The organism is bacterium (assembly GCA_030652805.1).
Classification (GTDB): domain Bacteria; phylum JAHJDO01; class JAHJDO01; order JAHJDO01; family JAHJDO01; genus JAHJDO01.
The window spans coordinates 40,402-60,942 of record JAUSPT010000055.1; the positions used below are offsets into that span (position 1 = coordinate 40,402).

At 39.0% G+C, this 20,541-nt stretch carries 19 protein-coding genes and 1 riboswitch; of the genes, 15 read left to right on the forward strand and 4 right to left on the reverse strand.

Annotation, left to right across the window (positions count from 1 at the left end):
- Positions 1 to 6: 6 nt before the first annotated feature.
- Positions 7 to 112: riboswitch (TPP riboswitch) on the reverse strand.
- Between the two features lie 11 nt (positions 113 to 123).
- The 3 genes from leuS to Q7J67_06260 all read right to left on the reverse strand — a co-directional run bounded on the left by leuS (position 124) and on the right by Q7J67_06260 (position 4,122).
- Positions 124 to 2,589, reverse strand: coding sequence for a leucine--tRNA ligase (leuS, locus tag Q7J67_06250; GenBank protein MDO9464881.1), 2,466 nt, complete (start codon positions 2,587 to 2,589; stop codon positions 124 to 126).
- Between the two features lie 121 nt (positions 2,590 to 2,710).
- Positions 2,711 to 3,715: a hypothetical protein gene (locus Q7J67_06255; protein MDO9464882.1), complete on the reverse strand. Its 1,005-nt coding sequence runs from the start codon at positions 3,713 to 3,715 to the stop codon at positions 2,711 to 2,713.
- Positions 3,716 to 3,843: 128 nt separating this feature from the next.
- Positions 3,844 to 4,122 (reverse strand): SemiSWEET family transporter, encoded by a 279-nt coding sequence (locus Q7J67_06260; GenBank protein MDO9464883.1) that lies wholly within the window; start codon positions 4,120 to 4,122, stop codon positions 3,844 to 3,846.
- 323 nt (positions 4,123 to 4,445) lie between these two features.
- On the opposite strand from Q7J67_06260, the gene Q7J67_06265 reads away from it, so the two are divergent.
- The 13 genes from Q7J67_06265 to topA all read left to right on the forward strand — a co-directional run bounded on the left by Q7J67_06265 (position 4,446) and on the right by topA (position 17,776).
- Positions 4,446 to 5,138: a response regulator transcription factor gene (locus Q7J67_06265; GenBank protein MDO9464884.1), complete on the forward strand. Its 693-nt coding sequence runs from the start codon at positions 4,446 to 4,448 to the stop codon at positions 5,136 to 5,138.
- 2 nt (positions 5,139 to 5,140) lie between these two features.
- Positions 5,141 to 6,961, forward strand: a complete 1,821-nt coding sequence (locus Q7J67_06270; protein ID MDO9464885.1) for an ATP-binding protein — start codon at positions 5,141 to 5,143, stop codon at positions 6,959 to 6,961.
- Between the two features lie 83 nt (positions 6,962 to 7,044).
- A complete protein-coding gene (locus Q7J67_06275; protein ID MDO9464886.1) occupies positions 7,045 to 7,806 on the forward strand; it encodes a metallophosphoesterase in 762 nt (253 codons plus the stop codon).
- A 21-nt stretch (positions 7,807 to 7,827) separates the two neighbouring features.
- On the forward strand, positions 7,828 to 8,742 hold the full coding sequence (locus tag Q7J67_06280; GenBank protein MDO9464887.1) for a GGDEF domain-containing protein: 915 nt from the start codon (positions 7,828 to 7,830) through the stop codon (positions 8,740 to 8,742).
- Between the two features lie 119 nt (positions 8,743 to 8,861).
- Positions 8,862 to 9,017, forward strand: coding sequence for a hypothetical protein (locus Q7J67_06285; protein ID MDO9464888.1), 156 nt, complete (start codon positions 8,862 to 8,864; stop codon positions 9,015 to 9,017).
- 46 nt (positions 9,018 to 9,063) lie between these two features.
- Positions 9,064 to 10,296: a putative porin gene (locus Q7J67_06290; protein ID MDO9464889.1), complete on the forward strand. Its 1,233-nt coding sequence runs from the start codon at positions 9,064 to 9,066 to the stop codon at positions 10,294 to 10,296.
- Between the two features lie 87 nt (positions 10,297 to 10,383).
- Positions 10,384 to 11,208, forward strand: a complete 825-nt coding sequence (locus Q7J67_06295; protein ID MDO9464890.1) for a phosphate ABC transporter substrate-binding protein — start codon at positions 10,384 to 10,386, stop codon at positions 11,206 to 11,208.
- A gap of 7 nt (positions 11,209 to 11,215) precedes the next feature.
- Positions 11,216 to 12,094, forward strand: coding sequence for a phosphate ABC transporter permease subunit PstC (gene pstC / locus Q7J67_06300; protein MDO9464891.1), 879 nt, complete (start codon positions 11,216 to 11,218; stop codon positions 12,092 to 12,094).
- Positions 12,091 to 12,945, forward strand: coding sequence for a phosphate ABC transporter permease PstA (gene pstA, locus Q7J67_06305; GenBank protein MDO9464892.1), 855 nt, complete (start codon positions 12,091 to 12,093; stop codon positions 12,943 to 12,945). Before pstC ends, pstA begins: the two co-directional genes overlap by 4 nt.
- Entirely contained in the window at positions 12,939 to 13,697 is a 759-nt protein-coding gene (pstB, locus tag Q7J67_06310) for a phosphate ABC transporter ATP-binding protein PstB (GenBank protein MDO9464893.1), read from the forward strand. The genes pstA and pstB overlap by 7 nt, the downstream gene beginning before the upstream one ends.
- 23 nt (positions 13,698 to 13,720) lie before the next feature.
- On the forward strand, positions 13,721 to 14,395 hold the full coding sequence (gene phoU / locus Q7J67_06315) for a phosphate signaling complex protein PhoU (GenBank protein MDO9464894.1): 675 nt from the start codon (positions 13,721 to 13,723) through the stop codon (positions 14,393 to 14,395).
- Between the two features lie 165 nt (positions 14,396 to 14,560).
- Positions 14,561 to 15,667 carry a DNA-processing protein DprA gene (dprA, locus tag Q7J67_06320; GenBank protein MDO9464895.1) on the forward strand — a complete coding sequence of 369 codons (1,107 nt, stop codon included), beginning with the start codon at positions 14,561 to 14,563 and terminating at the stop codon, positions 15,665 to 15,667.
- A 3-nt stretch (positions 15,668 to 15,670) separates the two neighbouring features.
- Entirely contained in the window at positions 15,671 to 17,776 is a 2,106-nt protein-coding gene (topA, locus tag Q7J67_06325) for a type I DNA topoisomerase (GenBank protein ID MDO9464896.1), read from the forward strand.
- Between the two features lie 5 nt (positions 17,777 to 17,781).
- Here topA and Q7J67_06330 read toward each other — a convergent pair whose 3' ends face one another.
- Complete coding sequence (locus Q7J67_06330) at positions 17,782 to 18,762, reverse strand: Gfo/Idh/MocA family oxidoreductase (GenBank protein ID MDO9464897.1); 981 nt, start codon at positions 18,760 to 18,762, stop codon at positions 17,782 to 17,784.
- Between the two features lie 85 nt (positions 18,763 to 18,847).
- Here Q7J67_06330 and Q7J67_06335 point away from each other — a divergent pair, with 85 nt between their 5' ends.
- Together Q7J67_06335 and Q7J67_06340 are read left to right on the forward strand one after the other, a co-directional pair.
- A complete protein-coding gene (locus Q7J67_06335; GenBank protein MDO9464898.1) occupies positions 18,848 to 19,558 on the forward strand; it encodes a phosphoribosylanthranilate isomerase in 711 nt (236 codons plus the stop codon).
- Positions 19,551 to 20,510 (forward strand): HD domain-containing protein, encoded by a 960-nt coding sequence (locus Q7J67_06340; protein MDO9464899.1) that lies wholly within the window; start codon positions 19,551 to 19,553, stop codon positions 20,508 to 20,510. The genes Q7J67_06335 and Q7J67_06340 overlap by 8 nt, the downstream gene beginning before the upstream one ends.
- Positions 20,511 to 20,541 lie beyond the last annotated feature (31 nt).

Consider the following 20,541-nt stretch of genomic DNA (forward strand, 5'->3'; position numbering starts at 1 on the left):
AAACTAATTCTAACTTATTTTCCGTTCCCTACGCGGGTATTATCCCAACAGGTTCAAGGGGTCTTCCGAACACTTTCGGAACTCTCAGCTCTACGCTCCCCCAGATTTTCCATTGTAACTCTTTTACGTCTGGATTACAATATTAACTAATTTTCCAGGAACTACAAATATCTTCCGAATTGTTTTATTGGCTATAATTTCTTTTATACACTGATTATCCAGAGCAAGTTTTTTGATTTCTTCTTCGCTGAGATTCGTGCTTATTTGCATTCTGCTTTTTATCTTCCCATTGATCTGCACAACGATCTCAATTTCATCAACTTTTATTGCACCCTCATTATACTCAGGCCACTTCTGCTTGTGGATACTATTCTGATGCCCCATAACATGCCACAGTTCCTCTGATAGAAAAGGAGTAATGGGAGATAATAATCTTAGCAATGTTTCCAAAGCCCATGTCCACAGCTTAGAGGATGTAACTTCTTTATCCTTTTTAATCTCATATAAATAGTTGATATACTCCATTAAAGCAGCAACAGCAGTATTAAACTGAAGACGTTCAATATCAGCGGTAAACCTCTTGATCGTCTTGTGTATCCACATGTTTAATGTTTTATCTTTCTTGTTATCCCTTCTTTGTGCCTCTGTGCCTTTGTGCCTTTGTGCTTCAAGCACGATATCCCATACTCTGTTAAGAAAACGAGATACTCCCTTTATTCCCCTTTGTTCCCATTTTACTTCCTGGTCAAATGGACCCATGAACAGAATATACGCTCTGAGAGCATCTGTTCCAAATTCTTCTGCCACACTGTCCGGAGTTATAACATTGCCCTTTGACTTTGACATCTTCTGATTATCATAGGAAAGCATCATCCCCTGATTTTTTAAGACTTTAAACGGCTCATCAAATTCTATCAAACCCTCGTCATACATCACTTTTGTCCAGAATCGCGCATATAGAAGATGCATAACTGCATGCTCTGCGCCGCCAACATATAGGTCTACAGGCAGCCAATACTTGACCTTTTCTTTATCAAAAGGAGCTCTTGAAGAATCCGGATTTGGAAATCGCAGAAAATACCATGAAGAACACGCAAAGCCGTCCATTGTATCAGTTTCTCTTTGCGCAGGCCCTCCGCACTTTGGGCATTTAGTATTTACAAAATCATCTGCCTTTGCCAGAGGCGAACGTCCTGTGCCTGTTGGCTGAAAATCCTCAATCTCCGGGAGCAATACAGGGAGTTCATTCTCCGGCACAGGGACTATGCCGCATTTTTTACACTGAACTATGGGGATAGGCGCTCCCCAATATCTTTGACGGGATATGAGCCAGTCTCTGAACCTGTACGAAATTTTTTTACCGCCAAATCCGTGTTCTTTAGCAAATTCACTAAGCTTTTCAAGCCCCTCTTCTGATGATAAACCATTAAACTGATCTGAATTTATCATTATTCCATATTCAACATATGCATCCCCTAACACATGTTCTTTCCCATCAGGGCTTATAACCTCTTTAATGGGAATATTATATTTTTTAGCAAAAGCAAAGTCTCTCTTGTCATGCGCAGGTACTGCCATTACTGCGCCAGTCCCATAGGAAAGAAGAACATAATCCCCGATCCAGATAGGTATTTTATCTTTATTGAATGGATTTTCTGCATACGAGCCTGTAAAAATGCCTGTCTTTTCCTTCTCTGTAGATAGACGTTCTATCTCACTCTCTCTGCGCGATTTTTCAACATATGCTTCAACCTTGTTTTTTTGTTCGGATGTAGTTAGCTTTTCTACAAGAGGATGTTCCGGAGCAAGCGTCATAAATGTAGCGCCATATATGGTATCAACCCTTGTTGTAAAAATAGGAATATTATGTTTGTTTCCACCGGTATCAACAGTCTTGAATATTATTTCCGTCCCTTCACTGCGGCCAATCCAGTTGCACTGCATCATTTTTATAGATTCAGGCCAGTCAACATTGTCCAGATCATTAATAAGACGGTCTGCATAATCTGTTATTTTAAAATACCACTGCTTTAGGGCCTTTCTTGTAACATCCGAATTACAACGCCAGCATTTTCCTGCTTCTACCTGTTCATTTGCCAGGATTGTTTTGCATGAGGGGCACCACCACTGGGACCCCATAGCCTGATATGCAAGCCCTCTTTTGAAAAGCAGTAAGAAAAACCACTGTGTCCAGCGATAATAGGCAGGATCCGTAGAATTGATTTCCTTTGTCCAATCATAGCTTGCTTCAATCAGATTAAATTGGCGTTTATAGTTTGCTGCATTTTGAGCAGTAGTTTTTGCCGGATGCATCTTCATCTTTAACGCATAGTTTTCTGCCGGAAGGCCAAAACCATCCCATCCCATTGGATGCAGCACATTATATCCTTGCATTCTTTTTAGTCTGGTTACAACATCTGACGGGATATAATTGCGGCAATGCCCAACACTCAGACCATCACCAGAAGGATAAGGGAAAAAGTCCAGACAGTAAAACTTTGGCTTATCTTTATCTCTACCTGTGGCATACAAATTCATCTCCTGCCACACAGTCCGCCACTTTTTTTCTATTTCCTTAAATGGATACATATCAACAGCTAATTATTAATTTTAAATTCTTAATTTTTAATTGATTTGGAACTAGAATTAAGTATATTGTCAGAAGCCGAAAAGGTCAAGCGGAGTTTTGCCAGCAAAAGACATCGCAATGTCAACGCAGTTCCTTCTTGAGTTCATGCTTTCCGGCTGGAGTAAGGCGTCTGGTTTTTTCTCCGTATTTCACATGCACACGCCGTCCGTCATAGTCTATTGAGATATTGGAGTTGGGGGAGGTCTTTCCATAATTCAAACTTACTTCTCGAGCAGCAATAGTCCTGCCGCAAGTATATACACCGCCGTAGCTCAAGTGAAGCACACCGATATCTGCTGACGACTTTGTCCCGCCATAAACTTCACACCAGCTCCCTCCTCCGTCTTTTATGAAAGGGAGACCTCCGTCATGGGCTTGAGGAAACCGAAGCCGTCCAATCTTCGTCCACTTCTTTTTTTGATGGTCGCATATACGCATCTCGTACCATGTACCGGCCTCGTCCGTATTTCGCATCATCAAATGAACTGTATATGTTCCCTTGCCCCACTTATACGGATAACGAATGCCGACAAAATCACCCTCATAACCTGCTGACTCTATCCATCCGCCTTTCTGAACCCAGGCGTTTGCTTTGTCGCGCGTTCCCCAACGAGACCATACAAACTTCGTCTCCAACCGTACATTCTTATTGAATGAGTATTGAAATCCAAAGTACTGACCTGTTTTCCCTATATGAAAATCGTACAACTGAATGTATACAGCTGCTGGGGGCTGTGGCTTGGTATGAAATGTGATGTCAATAGACAGATCGATCAGTTTTTCAAGTCCTAGCTTCCAATTAACATACGTCATGCCTCCATGACCTCGTCCGGTTTCCGGCAGTTTACATTTGCTGATATCAAACGGATACATCAGCGTTTTTGGTGCCACTGCCTTGGGATAATGTGGATACACCGTCCCTTTCGCACCAAGCATCTGCTTGACACGCTGACTGATAGTAGATGGCCATTGCCATAGAGCCGGATTTCCCTTTGGGATGGGCAGACTGGCAAAATAAGCTGCTCGCTTCTGGACATCTGAAGATTTATCTGCATGAGCTGATGGCACCAAAGCCACGACGAGCATCAGACCTAGAACAATCTTTTTCATGCCTCATCCTCTATTCTTTAGACAGCGAACAACTAATACACAAACTTATATTATTAAAATTATCTTCTAAATTTTATCATGCTTTTCTGGACAAAAAAAGCACATTATGAATTTCGATAATGCCAAAACTGAAATAATAGAATAATAATACAAACAAAGCCCGGCAGGTTAGCGCTAAAAATAAACCAATCCTTTGGGGTTTTAACCCATGCATAAACTGACCATAGAAAAAGCGTTAAGCTCATAAATGATATCATAAACAGGGATAGACCTGATGTGGATTTCCTTTTATAGTTTTTGTATACCTGGACAGGTATCCCAAAACAGGTGTACGTAATTGTTGCAACTAACGCAAGCCAACCAACAATTTTATAGATTTCCATTATGTTTCTATCTCATGCGACGGACTTACAGGCACTTTTAGAAGTCTATCTGTGATTGTATATTTAGGCTGAAACATAATAGACGTATAATAGACGATTTATAGACAATTATCAATTTCTGTTTTTCGCAGAGATTGCTTCGTCTGGAGATGTATTTTTGGTTTTTCTTGTATTTTAAATTCAATTTATATAAAGTATTGATATGGATAACCGTACAGCGCTTCTAATTTTGAATTTAATTCCAGGATTAGGGCCAATTGGCATACAAAACTTGATAGATAAACTTAGAGATACACAATATCGCAAAAAGATGAGGGAAAACAATGTCTAGCGAAAGAATTTTAACAGTTGAAGATGATAAGCATATTTTAAAGCTTGTTAAATATAATCTAGAAAAAGCAGGTTTCCAATGTACTGTTACAATAACAGGGGAAGAAGCCTTAGAGATTTTGGATAAAGAGCCTGTTGATTTAATTATATTGGATATAATGCTTCCTGAAATGGATGGACTTCAGGTCTGCAAACAGATAAAACAGGACAAAAAACTTTCCGCTATTCCAATAATAATGTTAACAGCGAAAGGTGAAGAAGTAGATAGAATTGTCGGATTTGAGCTGGGCGCTGACGATTACGTCGTTAAACCGTTTAGCCCGCGAGAACTAGTTTTGAGGGTGAAAGCAATCTTAAAACGCAGGAAATCTCCAGAAGCTGCCAAGGATATTTTGGATGCTGGTAAACTTATAGTAGATATTACCCGTCACAAAGTAACTGTTGATAAAAAGGAAATAGAATTAACTCTAATGGAATTTAAGCTCTTAGTCACACTTATGCAGAGAAAAGGCAAAGCTCAATCAAGGGATAAATTGTTAGAAGATATATGGGATATAGCCGCTGATGTTACTACCCGTACCATAGATACTCATATCAAACGTTTGAGACAGAAATTAGGAAAAGCAGGAAAATCCATTGAGACGATAAGAGGAATTGGTTATAGATTCAGTGAAGAGGAATTATAAGTTTGAGAATAAATATCCATTATAAGATTACGCTCCTCTTTGTAATGATTATTGCTGTCATGCTTTTTGGAATCTATCTTTATCTTAACAAAAGCCTACGCAAGTACTCCTACCAGCGTATTGAAACAAACCTAATAAAGCAAACATCATTTGCTAAATCATACATTGAAGAAAATTTTACTAAGAAAATTCAATCTTATGAATTAGATAAAATAGCTGATAAGATTGGCAGGGACTTAGGTTTGCGCGTTACTATTATTGGTATTGATGGCACAGTCTTTGGCGATTCAGAGCTAGACGGGAAAAAACTTATTGAGGTTGAAAATCATCTTTATAGACCTGAAGTCCAACAGGCGCTTAAGGGGTTTTCAGCAGCCAAGTCCGGAATTGGGAAAAGCAGACGTTTTAGCGCCACGATAAAAAAGGATATGCTTTACATTGCTTCTGTTTTTGGCAAAGAAAAGCTACAAGGTGTAGTAAGATTGTCAATGCCGCTTTCCGAAATTGAATTAATATCAAGCCACTTAAGGGAAACGTTAATTCTTTCTCTTTTCCTTGCGTTCATTCTGGCAGTTATTGTTAGTTTTGCCGCCTCATTATTTATATCAAAACCGACAAAAGAAATGTCTTTGGCAGCTAAAGCAGTAGCTGATGGTGATTTCTCTAAAAGGATTTCAATCTCAACAAAAGATGAAATAGGAGATCTTGCAAAGGCATTTAATTTCATGTCTCGTCAAATTAAAACGCGGATTGAAGAGGTTACTACGAATAAATCCCGATTGGAAGCGGTGCTTTTGAGCATGTCTGAAGGAGTAATGGTTGTTGATATAAAAGGAGCAATCTTATTGATGAATCAATCCCTTAAAGATTTTTTGCTTGTAAAAGGAGACCCTGTAGGTAAAAAACCTCTTGAAATAGTACGTAACATTGAGATTCAGGAAATTGCAGATAACAGCTTAAGATTAAAGCGTGGGGTTGAATCTCGCGAAATATCTGTTTTCCTCCCAGAGGAGAAAATTCTATTACTACACGCAACACCAATTATTCGAGATAGCAAAATAGAAGGTGCTGTTTTTGTATTTCACGATATAACAGAACTGAGACATCTTGAAAGAATTCGCCGGGAGTTTGTAGCCAATGTTTCTCATGAACTAAGAACACCTGTATCGAGCATTAAAGGTTATGCTGAAACCTTGCTGGAAGGAGCAATGGATGACAAAGAGAATGCCATGGATTTCTTGAAAATAATTCATTCCGATTCTGAGCGACTGGCAAGATTGATTGATGACCTTCTGGACTTATCTAAAATAGAATCAGACAAGCTTAAATCGACTTTAAAGCAATGCGCTATTGAACCTATCATCAAAAGAGTGGTTTTCAGCTTAAATAAACAGGCAAAAGATAAATCAATTAAAATTCAGACAGATATTCCTAAAGATATATCTGATGTTTTAGCTGATGAAGCAAGAATTGCTCAAGTTCTGTTGAACCTCATAGATAATGCCGTAAAATATACTCAAGAAGGAGACGAAGTTACTATATCTGCTAAAGAGAAGGATGGGTTTGTTCAAGTTGATGTCACTGATACAGGTATTGGTATTCCAGAAAAAGACATTTCTCGACTCTTTGAACGCTTTTACCGTGCAGATAAAGCTCGTTCCCGCGAATTGGGCGGAACTGGTTTAGGGCTTTCAATTGTTAAGCATATTGTTCAGGCCCATAACGGGCAGGTTTCCGTTCAAAGCGTATTAGGTAAAGGCTCCACTTTTAGCTTTACTATTGCAAAAGTTAAAAAGAATGGCAAGAAATTTACTAAAATTTAACTTTCCTGTAACGTTACTGTAACAATTCCAGAGTATATTTGTAACTGGATGAAAGCAAATAGAACCAACATGAGAGGAGAGGTATGAACAAAGGGGAAAAAGAGCAAATTCGTAAAAAGAAGATTGTTCACATATCAGATCTGCATTTAGGTTCCGCTCAATTTCTGCCAGCGGTGCTGGAGGATGCTATGAATGAGATAAAATCTCTTAGCCCTGATATTGTAATCGTGACAGGTGACTTGACATCGGAAGGTTATCCATTTCAGTTTGAGAACGCAAAAGAATATCTTAAGAAAATCTCGGATACAAAAGTTCTTATCGTTCCAGGCAATCATGACTCTTACAATGTTGGCTATCTGCATTTCGAAAAAATATTCGGATATCGTTATGTCACACTCCATTATGATGGAATTACTATTTTAGGAATGGATTCCAGTGAGCCTGATTTGGACGACGGGCATATCGGTCGTGAACACTATAAGGAGATTGAATTTACATTTAAAGAAAATCCCGGCAATTTCAAAATCTTTTTTCTTCATCACCATCTTTTACCTGTTCCTCTAACTGGCAGGGAGAAAAACATCCTTGTTGATGCAGGAGATGTTCTTGAACTATTGATTAGGTCGGGAGTTAATCTTGTCCTTAGTGGTCACCGACATGTCCCGCATCTGTGGAAATTGAATAATATGTACCTGCTTAATGCAGGAACTGTTTCCACAAACCGTCTGCGAGGCAGCTCAAAACCTTCATACAATATTATTGAAATTGGCAGGAATCTAGTTATTAAACGAAAATATGTGGGAGCGGAAGATGATTACATTCTTGACGTACCTCTTGAGACTTAACAAAATTTATAAGGTGTACTAATGCCAAAACTTAATAAAACAGGTTCAATGATGACAAAGAGCGTTGTTACCATAAGTCCTGACAGCAATGTTATAGAGGCGGTTAAGTTAATGCGGGACAATAGACTAACCTATATCGTTGTTGTAAGCAGTAATTTACCTGTTGGAATAATTACGGAACAGGATATTGTGAAGATGGTGGCGAATGGGGAAAGCTTTAAGAAGCCAGTTTCAGAAACAATGTCGCATCCTCTTATAACAGCAAGCCCAGGAACATTGTTAAAAAAAGCTTTGAATATTATGAGAACCAATCATATTCGCCGTCTGCCGATCATTAAGAACGGATATTTAGTGGGACTTGTGACTGAGACACATTTATTGGTTGCTTCAGGAAGAGCAATGGTAGAAATAGAACAAAAACAGCACAAAATGGAAAATCTGGCTATGAAAGATAAGCTCACAGGACTGTACAATCGCCGGTATTTTCACAGTGTTATGAAGAAGGAACTAAGCAGAGCAAGAAGATATGGGGCGCTTCTGTCTTTGATATTAATAGATATAGATTATTTCAAAAAAATTAATGATACTTTTGGTCACTCGGTTGGCGATGCTGTTCTAAAAAAACTTTCTAAGATTTTTAAAGACAGCGCTCGTAAGGTTGATATTGTTTTTAGATATGGCGGTGATGAATTTGCCATTGTCTGTCCTATATCCGGAACACGCTCTGCGCGGATTTTTGCAGAGCGATTAAGAAAAACTATTGAAAAGAAGCAGCTCAGATATAACGGGAATAAACTCGTCGTTACAATAAGCGCAGGTATATGTAAATATACTTCTGTGTACTCCAGTATAGAAAAGATAGTGGAAGGAGCTGATGAGGCTCTTTACCTAGCCAAACAAAACGGCAGAAATCAAGTCTGCGTGGCAGAAGAATAACCTCCGCAACATTTCACAAATACTTCACTTGTTCGTAATCCATTCTTCATACTCATCCTATATTCTCTAATCAAAGAAAAATCAAAAGTGTTGAATATGGGAAAAACAGGAAATACAAAATGAAGATTGTTTTAGGAATGCTAATTCTAATATTTCTAGCTTTTCTTGGTTTTATGCATTACCGCTTTTCAAAGAGAACAGCGGATAGATTGGAAAAAATATTGAAAGGAGGTGAGTTAAGGGGAATAGAGATAGAAGACGAAGGAGAGGCGTAAAGAAACAAAGCAAAGTAACTAAAATAAACGAAAGGAGATTTTAAAAATGGGGAAAATGAGTAGGTTTCTACTAAGTGTTGTTGTCTTTCTAGTGGTAAGTTTCTCAAGTGTATCCTTTGCAGGTGAAATTGACATTCTTGTTGAGAAACTTATAGCAAAAGGGATTCTTACGCCGGTTGAGGGACAGGTTATTCTGGAAGAAACAAAGCAGGAGGTTACCAAAAAAATAGCGCAGGGTAAATCTTACGCTGTTCCTGAATGGGTTCAGAATACGAAGCTCAAAGGAGATTTAAGGTTGCGTTATCAATGGGAAGATCCTACAGATGCGATTGATCGGAGCAGAGAAAGGTATAGACTTAGACTTGGCGTTGAGTCAAAGATTAATGATAACATGAAGGTACATGCAGGGATAGCTTCTGGAAGTAATGATCCTCGCTCTACTAACGAAACTCTGGACGATACCTTTGAGACCAAGGGCGCAATGCTGGATTACGCCTATGCCGAGTGGCTGGCTGCGCCTTGGGCAACAGTTAAAGCAGGAAAGATACAGGGCGTAAAAAATTGTCTTTTTACAACCTCTGATCTTCTCTGGGATGGCGATATTAATCCTGAAGGAGTTTCGCTCCTGTTAAACAAAAAGATAGGAAACCTAGAGCTATTTGCGAATGCAGGGTACTGGATCCTTGATGAATGGAGCGCTTCGGCGCATGATCCATCTATGTATGTGATTCAGCCGGGATTTAAGTATAAATTCAATGGAAACACTCATTTAAAGGCGGGAGTGGCATGCTACAACTTTGAGAATATCGTAGGAAACAGCCAATTAGAACACTCTTCAGCAACTAACACTACTACAGGCGGCAAACTGAAGTATAGTTACAATAGTATCAATCCAAACATAGAATTCGGTATGAAGCAGCCATTAAATGGATTGGTTCCTTACGCGGCTATTTTTGGCGAGTATGTTGTAAATCCGGATCGTAGTGAGGCAAATGAGGGATATCTATGCGGAGTCAAATTCGGAGCTGAAAAGGTTAAAAAACTCCATGATTGGCAGTTCAAGTATATGTACAGAGAGCTTGAGAAAGATGCGTGGCTGGATACATTTCCTGATTCCGATGCAATGGGCGGAGGAACTGACATAAAATGCCATGAGCTGGTTCTTGCCTATGGATTAGGGAAAAACACGGCGTTGGGGCTTGATTACTACTACGGAGACAGCATTGGAGGCGTGGAAGCGCACCATATTTTCCAGGTTGACTGGACATTGAAGTTCTAGGAAATCACAGAATGTTTTCAATTTTGTCACACAATTGTCACAAATGAAATAAATAATGAATTAAAAAACAAAAGGAGGAATAGTCAAATGAAAAGAATGATTTTACAAGGATTGTTAGGACTGTCTATTTTGGGACTAATGACACAGGGTGTCTGCGCAGGAAGCAATGACCGGCTTGTTATTCAGGGCTCAACTACTGTCCTGCCAATTGCCCAGAATTGCGCTGAAGTATTTATGCAAAAACATCCGAAAGCGGATATTTCAGTTAGGGGCGGCGGCTCAGGAACAGGTATTGCTGGTTTAATTGACGGAATATGCGATATTGCTGATTCTTCACGGCCAATAAAGAGCAAGGAACTAACTAACGCGGTAAACAGAAAAGTTGATCCTGTTGCTCATATAGTTGCTATGGATGGAATCGCGGTAATTGTGCATATTTCAAATCCAGTTAGCAAGCTCTCTCTTACTCAGCTTAAGGATATCTATACTGGCAAGGTATCTAACTGGAATCAGCTTGGAGGAGAAAATAAAGAAATAGTTGCGATCTCAAGGGACGTTGCGTCCGGAACTTATGAGTGTTTCAGCAAATTAGCCCTGAAGAAAGAGCGTGTTCGTCCTGACGCGCTTCTGCAGGCATCAAACGCGGCTGTTGTCTCAACAGTTAAACAAACGAAAGGCGCTATTGGTTATGTAGGGATGGGATATTTAAGCTCTAATGTTAAAGGGCTGGCTGTGGAGGATATTCAACCTTCAATTGAGACTGTGCAAAAAGGAACATATCCTATTTCCCGTCCGCTGTTTATGTACACGAACGGCAAGCCAAAGGGATTGGCTAAGGATTTTATGGATTTTGTTTTAAGCGAAGATGGACAGGAAATTGTTAAGAAACAGGGTTTTGTTTCCTTAAAGTAGGTTAAAAATGAGAAGAGAGCAGAAGGAAAATCTAATCAGAAGACTGTTTTGCCTGTTTTCCCTGCTCTCTATTCTCTTTCTTCTGGGAATAGTAATAGTTTTATTTAAAGAAGGTCTGCCAATTTTTAGGAAAATTTCTCTGGCAAGATTTTTGTCAGGGAAACTATGGTATCCTACCTACGAACCCCCTGATTTCGGGATTCTGCCTTTGCTTTTAGGTTCTCTCTGGGTTACCTTGGGAGCATTGATTATTGCCGTCCCATTGGGTATTGCTTCAGCTATTTACATCTCAGAAGCGGCTCAACCAAAGATAAAAACGTTTATAAAACCGATAATAGAACTCCTTGCTGGTATCCCTTCCGTGGTTTACGGCTTCTTTGGAATGGTAATTGTAGCTCCTTTAGTACAGAAGGTATTCGGATTGCCTGTGGGCTTGAATGCATTTACGGCCTCCATTCTTTTGGGTATTATGGCTATCCCCACTATAACCAGTATTTCCGAAGATGCAATTTCGGCGGTTCCCAAGAGTTTTAAAGAAGCCTCTTATGCCTTAGGAGCAAATAAATGGGAGACGACTATTAGGGTAACTGTTCCTGCCGCCGCAGGAGGAATAAGCACCGCCGTTATTTTGGGCATGGGCAGGGCTATTGGCGAAACAATGACCGTGTTAATGGTTGCTGGTGGAGCGGCAGTTATTCCTCATTCTTTTTTCCGACCAGTACGTACGATGACTGCTACTATTGCTGCTGAGATGGGGGAAACAGTTGTGGGAGGCGATCACTACCACGCCTTATTTGCTATTGCTATAGTTCTTTTTCTAATGACCTTAACTTTTAATATTGTTGCTGACCTTTTAGCTCAGAGATTCAGGAGGAGATTACGTTGAAACTAAGAAAGATTAGAGAATTTTTAGGTTTTGCGATATTAAGATTGGCTACAGTAATTATTCTGTTAACACTTTTTATTATCATTTATTTTATCGCTGTCAGGGGATTTAAAGTAGTTAATTGGCAATTCTTAACTCAGATGCCTCGTTCGGGAATGACTGCGGGAGGAATTCTGCCGGCGATTTTAGGCACATTTTACCTCGTTGTTTGCGCAATCTGCTTTGCCTTGCCTTTGGGAGTAGCAGCGGCAATATATTTAACTGAGTACGCAAGACAGGGTCTGTTAATAAGAATAATCCGTATTGGAATAAATAATCTTGCTGGGGTTCCTTCAGTGGTATTTGAGCTTTTTGGATTAGCGGTATTTGTTAAATTCTTCGGGTTTGGTATATCTATTTTATCAGGCGGTCTTACTCTTGGAATATTAATCCTGCCCACAATTATCCGCGCTAGTGAGGAATCGCTATTTGTTGTTCCGCAATCTTTTCGTGAGGCTTCTCTTGCTCTGGGCGCAACCAAATGGCAGACTATTCGCAAAGTGGTATTGCCAAATGCTGTCTCAGGAATATTGACAGGTTCAATATTAGGTATTGGCAGAGCTGCTGGAGAAACTGCGCCAATACTCTTTACAGCAGTAACATTCTATAGCATGAGACTACCTCGTTCAATATTTAGCGAAGTGCAAGCGCTTCCCTATCATATCTATGCTCTGATGACCGAAGGCACACATCCTGAGGCTCAAATCTCTATTGCTTACGGCACAGCTTTAGTTTTGATATTTTTGGTTTTAGGAATAGATTTAGTCGCAATTATTATACGTAATCGATTTAGAAGGAGGAAGAAGTGGTAATTAAAATTTCCATTCGTAATCTAAGTGTTTGGTATCAGGATATCCAAGCAGTAAAAAATGTAAGCCTTGATATCGAGAAAAACAAGGTTACTGCTATCATTGGTCCGTCGGGATGCGGTAAATCCACGCTTATTAGATCTATTAACAGGATGAACGATATCATTTTTGGAGTAAAAGTCAAAGGAGAGATTATACTTGATGGAGAAAATGTTTGCGGGGAAGAGATTGATGTGGTTGATGTAAGAAGAAGAATTGGAATGGTTTTTCAAAAATCCAACCCCTTCCCAAAATCTATCTTTGAAAATGTTGCTTACGGGCTTAAAGTCAACGGGTACACTAATAGAAGAGAAGAAGTCATGCAAAGGGTTGAACAATCCCTGAAAGGCGCAGCTCTCTGGAATGAGGTTAAGGACAGATTGAATGATTCAGCGTTGGATTTATCAGGCGGTCAACAGCAGCGCCTATGTATTGCCCGCGCATTGGCAGTTGAACCCGAGGTAGTTCTTTTTGATGAGCCCTGTTCCGCATTGGACCCGACTGCTACAGCAAAAATTGAGGAACTTATTCAAGAGTTAAAAAAGAAATATACCATTGCCATAGTAACCCACAATATGCAGCAGGCAGCCAGAATCTCCGATTTTTGTGCTTTTCTCATGCTTGGAGAATTGATAGAATTTGATAAGACCGATAAAATGTTTACAGCTCCTTCCAAAAAGGTTACTGAGGATTACATTACGGGAAGATTTGGATAGTTTTAATAAAAAAGGGGTATAAAATGAAGAGACATTTTGATGAGGAATTGAAGGAATTAAATAACCAGTTATTAAGGATGGGCGCTTTTGTTGAGGAAGCTATCGTCCTGTCAGTAAAGGCATTGGTAAATCGCGACGCCGATCTGGCAGAGAAAGTTATCAAATCCGATGAAGCAATAGATATGTTGGAGATGGAAATAGATGAGCTATGTCTTAAGCTTTTGGCGCTTCATCAGCCGGCAGCGGTAGATTTGAGGTTTATTACTTCAGCAATGAAGATTAATAATGACCTTGAACGTATAGGTGATCAGGCAGTTAATATTGCTGAACGTACTCATGAGATAATTAAGCAACCACTCCTTAAACCTTTAATAGATATCCCGCGTATGGCAACATTAGCTCAGAAGATGACAAAAGATTCTATTGATGCCTTAGTAAATAAAGATGAGGCGTTAGCCAGAGATGTATGCAAGAGAGATAAGAAAGTAGATATCTTAAATGATCAAGTATTTAGAGAACTCCTAACTTATATGATGCAGGACACTAAGACGATTACAAGAGCGGTAGAACTTGTTTTGGTGGGAAGGCACTTGGAGCGCATAGCTGACCACGCTACAAACATTGCTGAGGACGTTATTTATTTTGTGAAAGGTAAGACAATAAAACATCATATAGAAAATAAAAAAGAGCAAATGTAGGATTATAGGTAAAAATAACCAGTCCAAAATGCTCTCTTGCTTCAAGAAGAAAATAATAATGTAGTTGATTCTTGAAGTATCAGTTTAACGAACTAACCGAAAGTCTAAAACATTCATAATTTGGTTTCTCTTGTATTTTAAATTCAATTTATATAAAGTATGAGTATGGATAACCGTACAGCGCTTCTAATTTTAAATCTAATTCCAGGCTTAGGTCCAATTGGCATAGGAAACTTGATAGATAAACTTGGAGAGCCAGGAGCAATATTAGAAACATCAGAGAGTGAGTTAAGGAAAACCAGCGGTCTAAGAAAAAGCCTTTTAGAGAACATAATACACTGGGAAAAGTTTGTTGATATAGAGCGGGAACTAGCATTAATTAAAGAGAAAGGAATAAAAATTATTACAATTCTTGATGATGAGTATCCTTTTTATCTAAAGAATATCCATTCTCCACCAGCAGTACTCTATATTAAAACCTGTTCTCCTTTTGAATTCATTCCGTCAATAGCTATAGTTGGAACAAGAAAAGCCTCTCCTTATGGCGAAAAGATCACAAAAGAGCTAAGTATGGAGCTTACCTCGCGAGGCTTTATAATTGTGAGTGGAATGGCAAGAGGAATAGACTCCATTGCTCATAGAGCAGCTCTTAATGCGGGAGGTAAGACCATTGCTGTTTTAGGCTGCGGAGTTGACATTGTATATCCAAAAGAGAATGGGGAACTTGCTGAGCAAATTCAGAAACAGGGAGCTCTGATTTCAGAGTTTGGCATGGGAACCTCTCCATCAAGAGAGAACTTTCCAAGAAGAAACAGGATAATTAGTGGACTTTCTCTCGGGGTAATTGTTACTGAGGCTTCCTCACGCAGCGGCTCACTTATTACAACCAGATTTGCTTTAGAACAAGGTAGAGAGATTTTTTCTGTGCCGGGAAAAATCAATGCGCAAAATTCAGAGGGAGTGAATGGATTAATAAAGCATGGTGCAAAACTGGTGCAGAGTGTCGAGGATATACTTGCTGAACTCCATCCAGCAATGTATACGAACAAAATAATGCGCAAAAAAACCAGAGAGAGCGTACCTCTAAAGCCAGCGAATCTATCTTCGGAAGAGAAAAAGATATATGATACTCTGTCTGATGAACCTGTTCATATAGATAAGATCATGGATAAGACGCAATTCTCAATAGGCACTCTATCGCAGATTCTCTTGACCTTGGAGCTTAAAAAGATTATAAGGCAAGTTCCGGGTAAAATGTTCATAAGGATATAAAACATGCCTAAATCACTTGTCATTGTTGAATCGCCTGCAAAAGCAAAAACAATCAACCGATATTTAGGTTCTGATTTTGTTGTAAAAGCATCCATGGGTCATATTATAGACTTGCCTGCAAAAGAATTCGGCGTAGATATCGAGCATGATTTTGATCCCAAGTATGTTGTCATAAAAGGCAAGCAAAAAATTCTGAAGGAACTGGCTGCGCAAGCGCAGAAATCTGATGTAGTCTATCTTGCAACTGACCCGGACAGAGAAGGCGAAGCAATATCATGGCACCTGAAAAACTCAATATGCAAGGGCAAAAAAGTTTTGCGCGTCCTTCTTCATGAAATCACAGAATCTTCGGTAAAAACCGCTTTTAATAATTCCTCAGATATTAAAATGGATAAAGTCAATGCTCAGCAGGCAAGAAGAATTCTGGACAGGGTCGTAGGGTATAAGATTAGTCCTGTTTTGTGGAAAACAGTGGGAAGGAACTTAAGCGCGGGAAGAGTTCAGTCTGTTACGGTGCGAATTATAATTGACAGAGAAAGAGAGATTGAAAAATTCAAGCCTGAAGAGTATTGGGCAATAATAGCTGATCTTAAGACTTCTGCCGGCGAAAATTTGAAAGCGAAGTTATCTAAGATTAAGGTTACAAACAAAGCGCAGGCGGACAAGATATCTGAGGATATTAAAAATGAGGAATTTGTCGTATCAAAGACAAATATAAAAACTCAGGAAAGATCCGCTTCTCCTCCATTCACAACAAGCAGGCTTCAGCAGGAGGCAAGTTCAAAATTGCATTTTTCATCTACAAGAACTATGAGAATTGCACAGCAACTCTATGAAGGAGTGGAAACAACTAAAGGAACAGCAGGATTGATCACGTACATGCGTACAGATTCTGTGCGTATATCAGCGGAAGCTATTAATGCAGTAAGAAATTACATAAAAAATAAATACGGAGAGCAGTATGTGCCGCCCAAACCTAATTTTTATAAAAGCAAAAAGACAGCGCAAGATGCGCATGAAGCAATTCGTCCGACAAGCGCTTCAAGGAATCCTGAAGCAATAAAAAAATTCCTTACAGATGATCAGTTTAAATTGTACAAGCTTATATGGAATAAATTTGTTGCAAGCCAGATGGCGCCTGCAGTCATTCAGTCCACAACAGTAGAGATTAAAGCAGGCGACTATATCTTTACTGCTTCAGGCTCAACTGTATTATTCCCGGGATATATGGCAATTCACGGAAATGACACTAAAGAAGACGAGACAAAACTCCCTTTGCTAAAAGAAGGTGATATATTGAAACTGCTAAAGCTATTACCTGAACAACATTTCACAAAACCGCCTTCCCGATATACAGAAGGCACTTTGATACGCGTATTGGATGAGAAAGGAATAGGAAGACCTTCAACTTATGCGCCGACAATTAATACTATACAAAACAGAAAATACGTAATAAAGGTAAAAGGATTCTTTCATCCTACAAATACCGGAGTACTTACAAATAATTTTTTAATTGAAAAATTCTCTGACATCCTTGATATAAAGTTTACCGCAGATATGGAATCACTTCTGGATCTGATTGAAAACGGCAAAAAAGACTGGCTTAATGTACTTAAGCAGTTTTATGTGCATTTTGAAAAGGACCTTACACAAGCTGAAACTCCGGAAAAGACCAATGTGAAATGTGAAAAGTGCGGGAGTCCTATGGTTATTAGATGGAGATTCGGCAGAAAATTCTATGCATGCAGCTCATTTCCAAAGTGCAAAGAAACAAAAGCTATTGAAAATGATGATCCATTGATAAAAGATGTATCGCCGCAGGAGACAGAATATAAATGCGAGAAATGCGGGAGCTCTATGCTGATAAGAACATCCAGAGGCGGGCAATTTCTGGCATGCAGCGGATATCCTAAATGCAAGAACACAAAGAGTCTTGATAAGGAAGGAAAGATTGTAGAAAGAAAGCCTCCTGAAGAATCGGATCAGGTTTGCGAAAAGTGCGGAAACAAAATGCTGATAAAAATGAACCGGCGAGGACAGAAATTCTTAGCATGCAGCGGCTATCCTAAATGCAGAAACGCAAAACCTCTACCAAAATCACAAGTATAAAAAACTCAAACCAGAACTCTTCCTTTAGATTCTATCGATTTTAGTTCAGCAGTTACTATTTTTATTGTATCTCGAGTGCTTTTGGGAGTAACTATTTCAGGCTCTCTGTCTTTTTCTATACAGTCTGCAAAATATGATAGCTCTTTTTCGTATGCATCTTTTGTCCCAAGTTCAGGAACGAATGAATCCTTGCCTTTTGGATATACTGTAACTTTGGGATTGTTCTTGGAAGAGAAAATAATAGTGCCTTCTTCAAAACATGCTCTGTAACTCATCTCGAATCCAAATCCTCCCTCGACAACCCAGTTGCAATCCACTGTTGCTACAATATCCTTATCGTATAAGTACTGTGTTGACAATATATCAATTCCGCCGCCCTCTATTGCATTTGCTCCAACACTATAGACAGCTTCTGGCATACCTAATAGATAATTCACCATATCCACATCATGAACGTGCAAATCCAGTATTGCCCCGCCGCTCTTACTTCCTTGTGCCAGCCAATTATTCCACGACCAGGAAGGGGTTTGGCATGCCCGAAGCAGATATAATGACAGAAGCCTGCCAAACTTGTTCTGGGAAACGTAATCCTTAAGTATTTCATATTCCGGCCAGAATCTGAGGCATTGTGCAATCATGAGAAATTTATTGCTTTTTTTCTGGGCTTCAATCATTGCGTCACATTCCTCAACATTCATAGCCATGGGTTTTTCACAAATTACATGCTTACCTGCGTCAAGCGCTTTAATTGTATATTCCCTGTGAAGAAATGTGGGCAGGCATATGTCAACAAAATCAATACATTCGTCATTCAGTAAATTCTCAAATTTTTCGTATGTTTTAATCCCTTCAAGATCAAACTTCTTTTTTAATTCATTAATCCGCACATCATTAACTGCATTAACCTCTACATTATCTATATTCTTGTAGCTATTAATGTGTCTTTCTCCCATATGTCCCATACCAACTATTCCGACTTTAAGCATTTTTATCTCTCCTCAAATTTTTTAATTCCGAATCCTAATTCTACCATAACTTGACAGGGAATAGAACTATTTGCTATAAAAATCTATGTTTACAACCCCTAAAATTAAAATTTGCGGCATTACAAATCTTAAGGATATAGAACTAGTTTCATCCTCAGGTGCTGATTATGCAGGGATTTTGCTCAATGTTGCTGCTTCTTCACGTAGCGTTGACGGGGAAAAAGCGGAAAGTTTATGCAGAAAAGCGAGAATACCCATTGTTGTTCTTTTATGGCAACCTACATTCAAAGAAATTGAAATTGCATATAATAGATTGAAGCCGTATGCATTTCAACTGCTCAGTCAGGAAGAACCAGAACTGGTGACAGAGATAAAATCAAAAATCCCGGATGTAATGGTATGGAAATCCATACATCTGCCGTCTTCAGAACAGGGCATTTCCCAGGGCATTGATATCAATATCGGAGATATGAGAACAAGAATAGAGGCTTATATAGATAGTGGTGTTGATGTAATTCTTATCGATACAGTTTATAGATCTAATAATGGTATTCAACATGGTGGAACAGGCAAGATTTCCAATTGGAACACAGTAGTTGAGCTCTTTAAAAATCTGGATGTACCTCTGTTCCTTGCAGGAGGAATAACGCCTTCTAATGTCAAGGATGCTATAAACCAAGTCAATCCCTATGGTATTGATGTTGCAAGCGGTGTGGAAAAAGAAAAAGGAATAAAAGATCCTGTGAAAGTCAGGGAATTAATAAAAATAGTGAGGAGGATTGAAGAACATGGCTAAGCAGTATGCAGTTGAACTCATGATTGACGATAAGATTGACAGTGTATTTGTCGTGCGAAATAAGCACATGAGAATAACAAAAAACAATAAATCCTATCTTGCATTTGAACTTGTAGATAAATCAGGAGAGATCGTGGGAAGGATTTGGGATAACGCAGAAGAAATGTCCCAGCTATTTAGGGATAATGATTTTGTAAGGGTTATTGGCATAGTGGAAAGTTTTCAGAATATGTTACAGATAAATATTAAACAGATTCAAAGAGTGGACCAGGATAAAATAGATATTGATGATTTTCTGCCAAAAACTGACAAGGACATAGACCTAATGTTTAATCAGCTCACTGAGATAATTAACAATATCAAAAATAAATGGCTTAAGAATTTGCTGCATGCAGTCTTTGCAGTTAAGGAATACAGGGAATTATTCAAAAAGGCACCAGCATCTGTAAAAATGCATAATTACTATATTGGCGGATTGCTGGAACATACTTTGTCAGTGGCCAGTATGTGCATGGAAATAGATAAGTATTATAAAAACATTAATAAAGACCTTCTCCTAACAGGTGCCATTTTACACGATATTGGCAAGATATATGAGTATGAATATTCGCATGCCTTTGATTATACGGATAGGGGCAGATTGATTGGCCATATTGTGATAGGAACACAAATGGTAAAGTCGAAGATAGCTGAAATTTCCCAGTTTCCAGCGGAATTGGAAATGCTGCTCGAACATATGCTGCTCAGTCATCATGGACAGTATGAATGGGGCTCACCCAAAAAGCCTAAAGTATTAGAAGCAGTTATACTTCATTATCTGGATGATATGGATGCAAAGATATCGGGCTTTCAAGGAATGGTAGAAAAGTCTCAGGAGCCGGATAAAAAGTGGACAAGCCGCAGTTTTATGTTTGATAATAAAATGCTCTACAAAGATAGTAATATTGGCTGACAGAGAGCCCAATCTCAGGATTATACTGTAA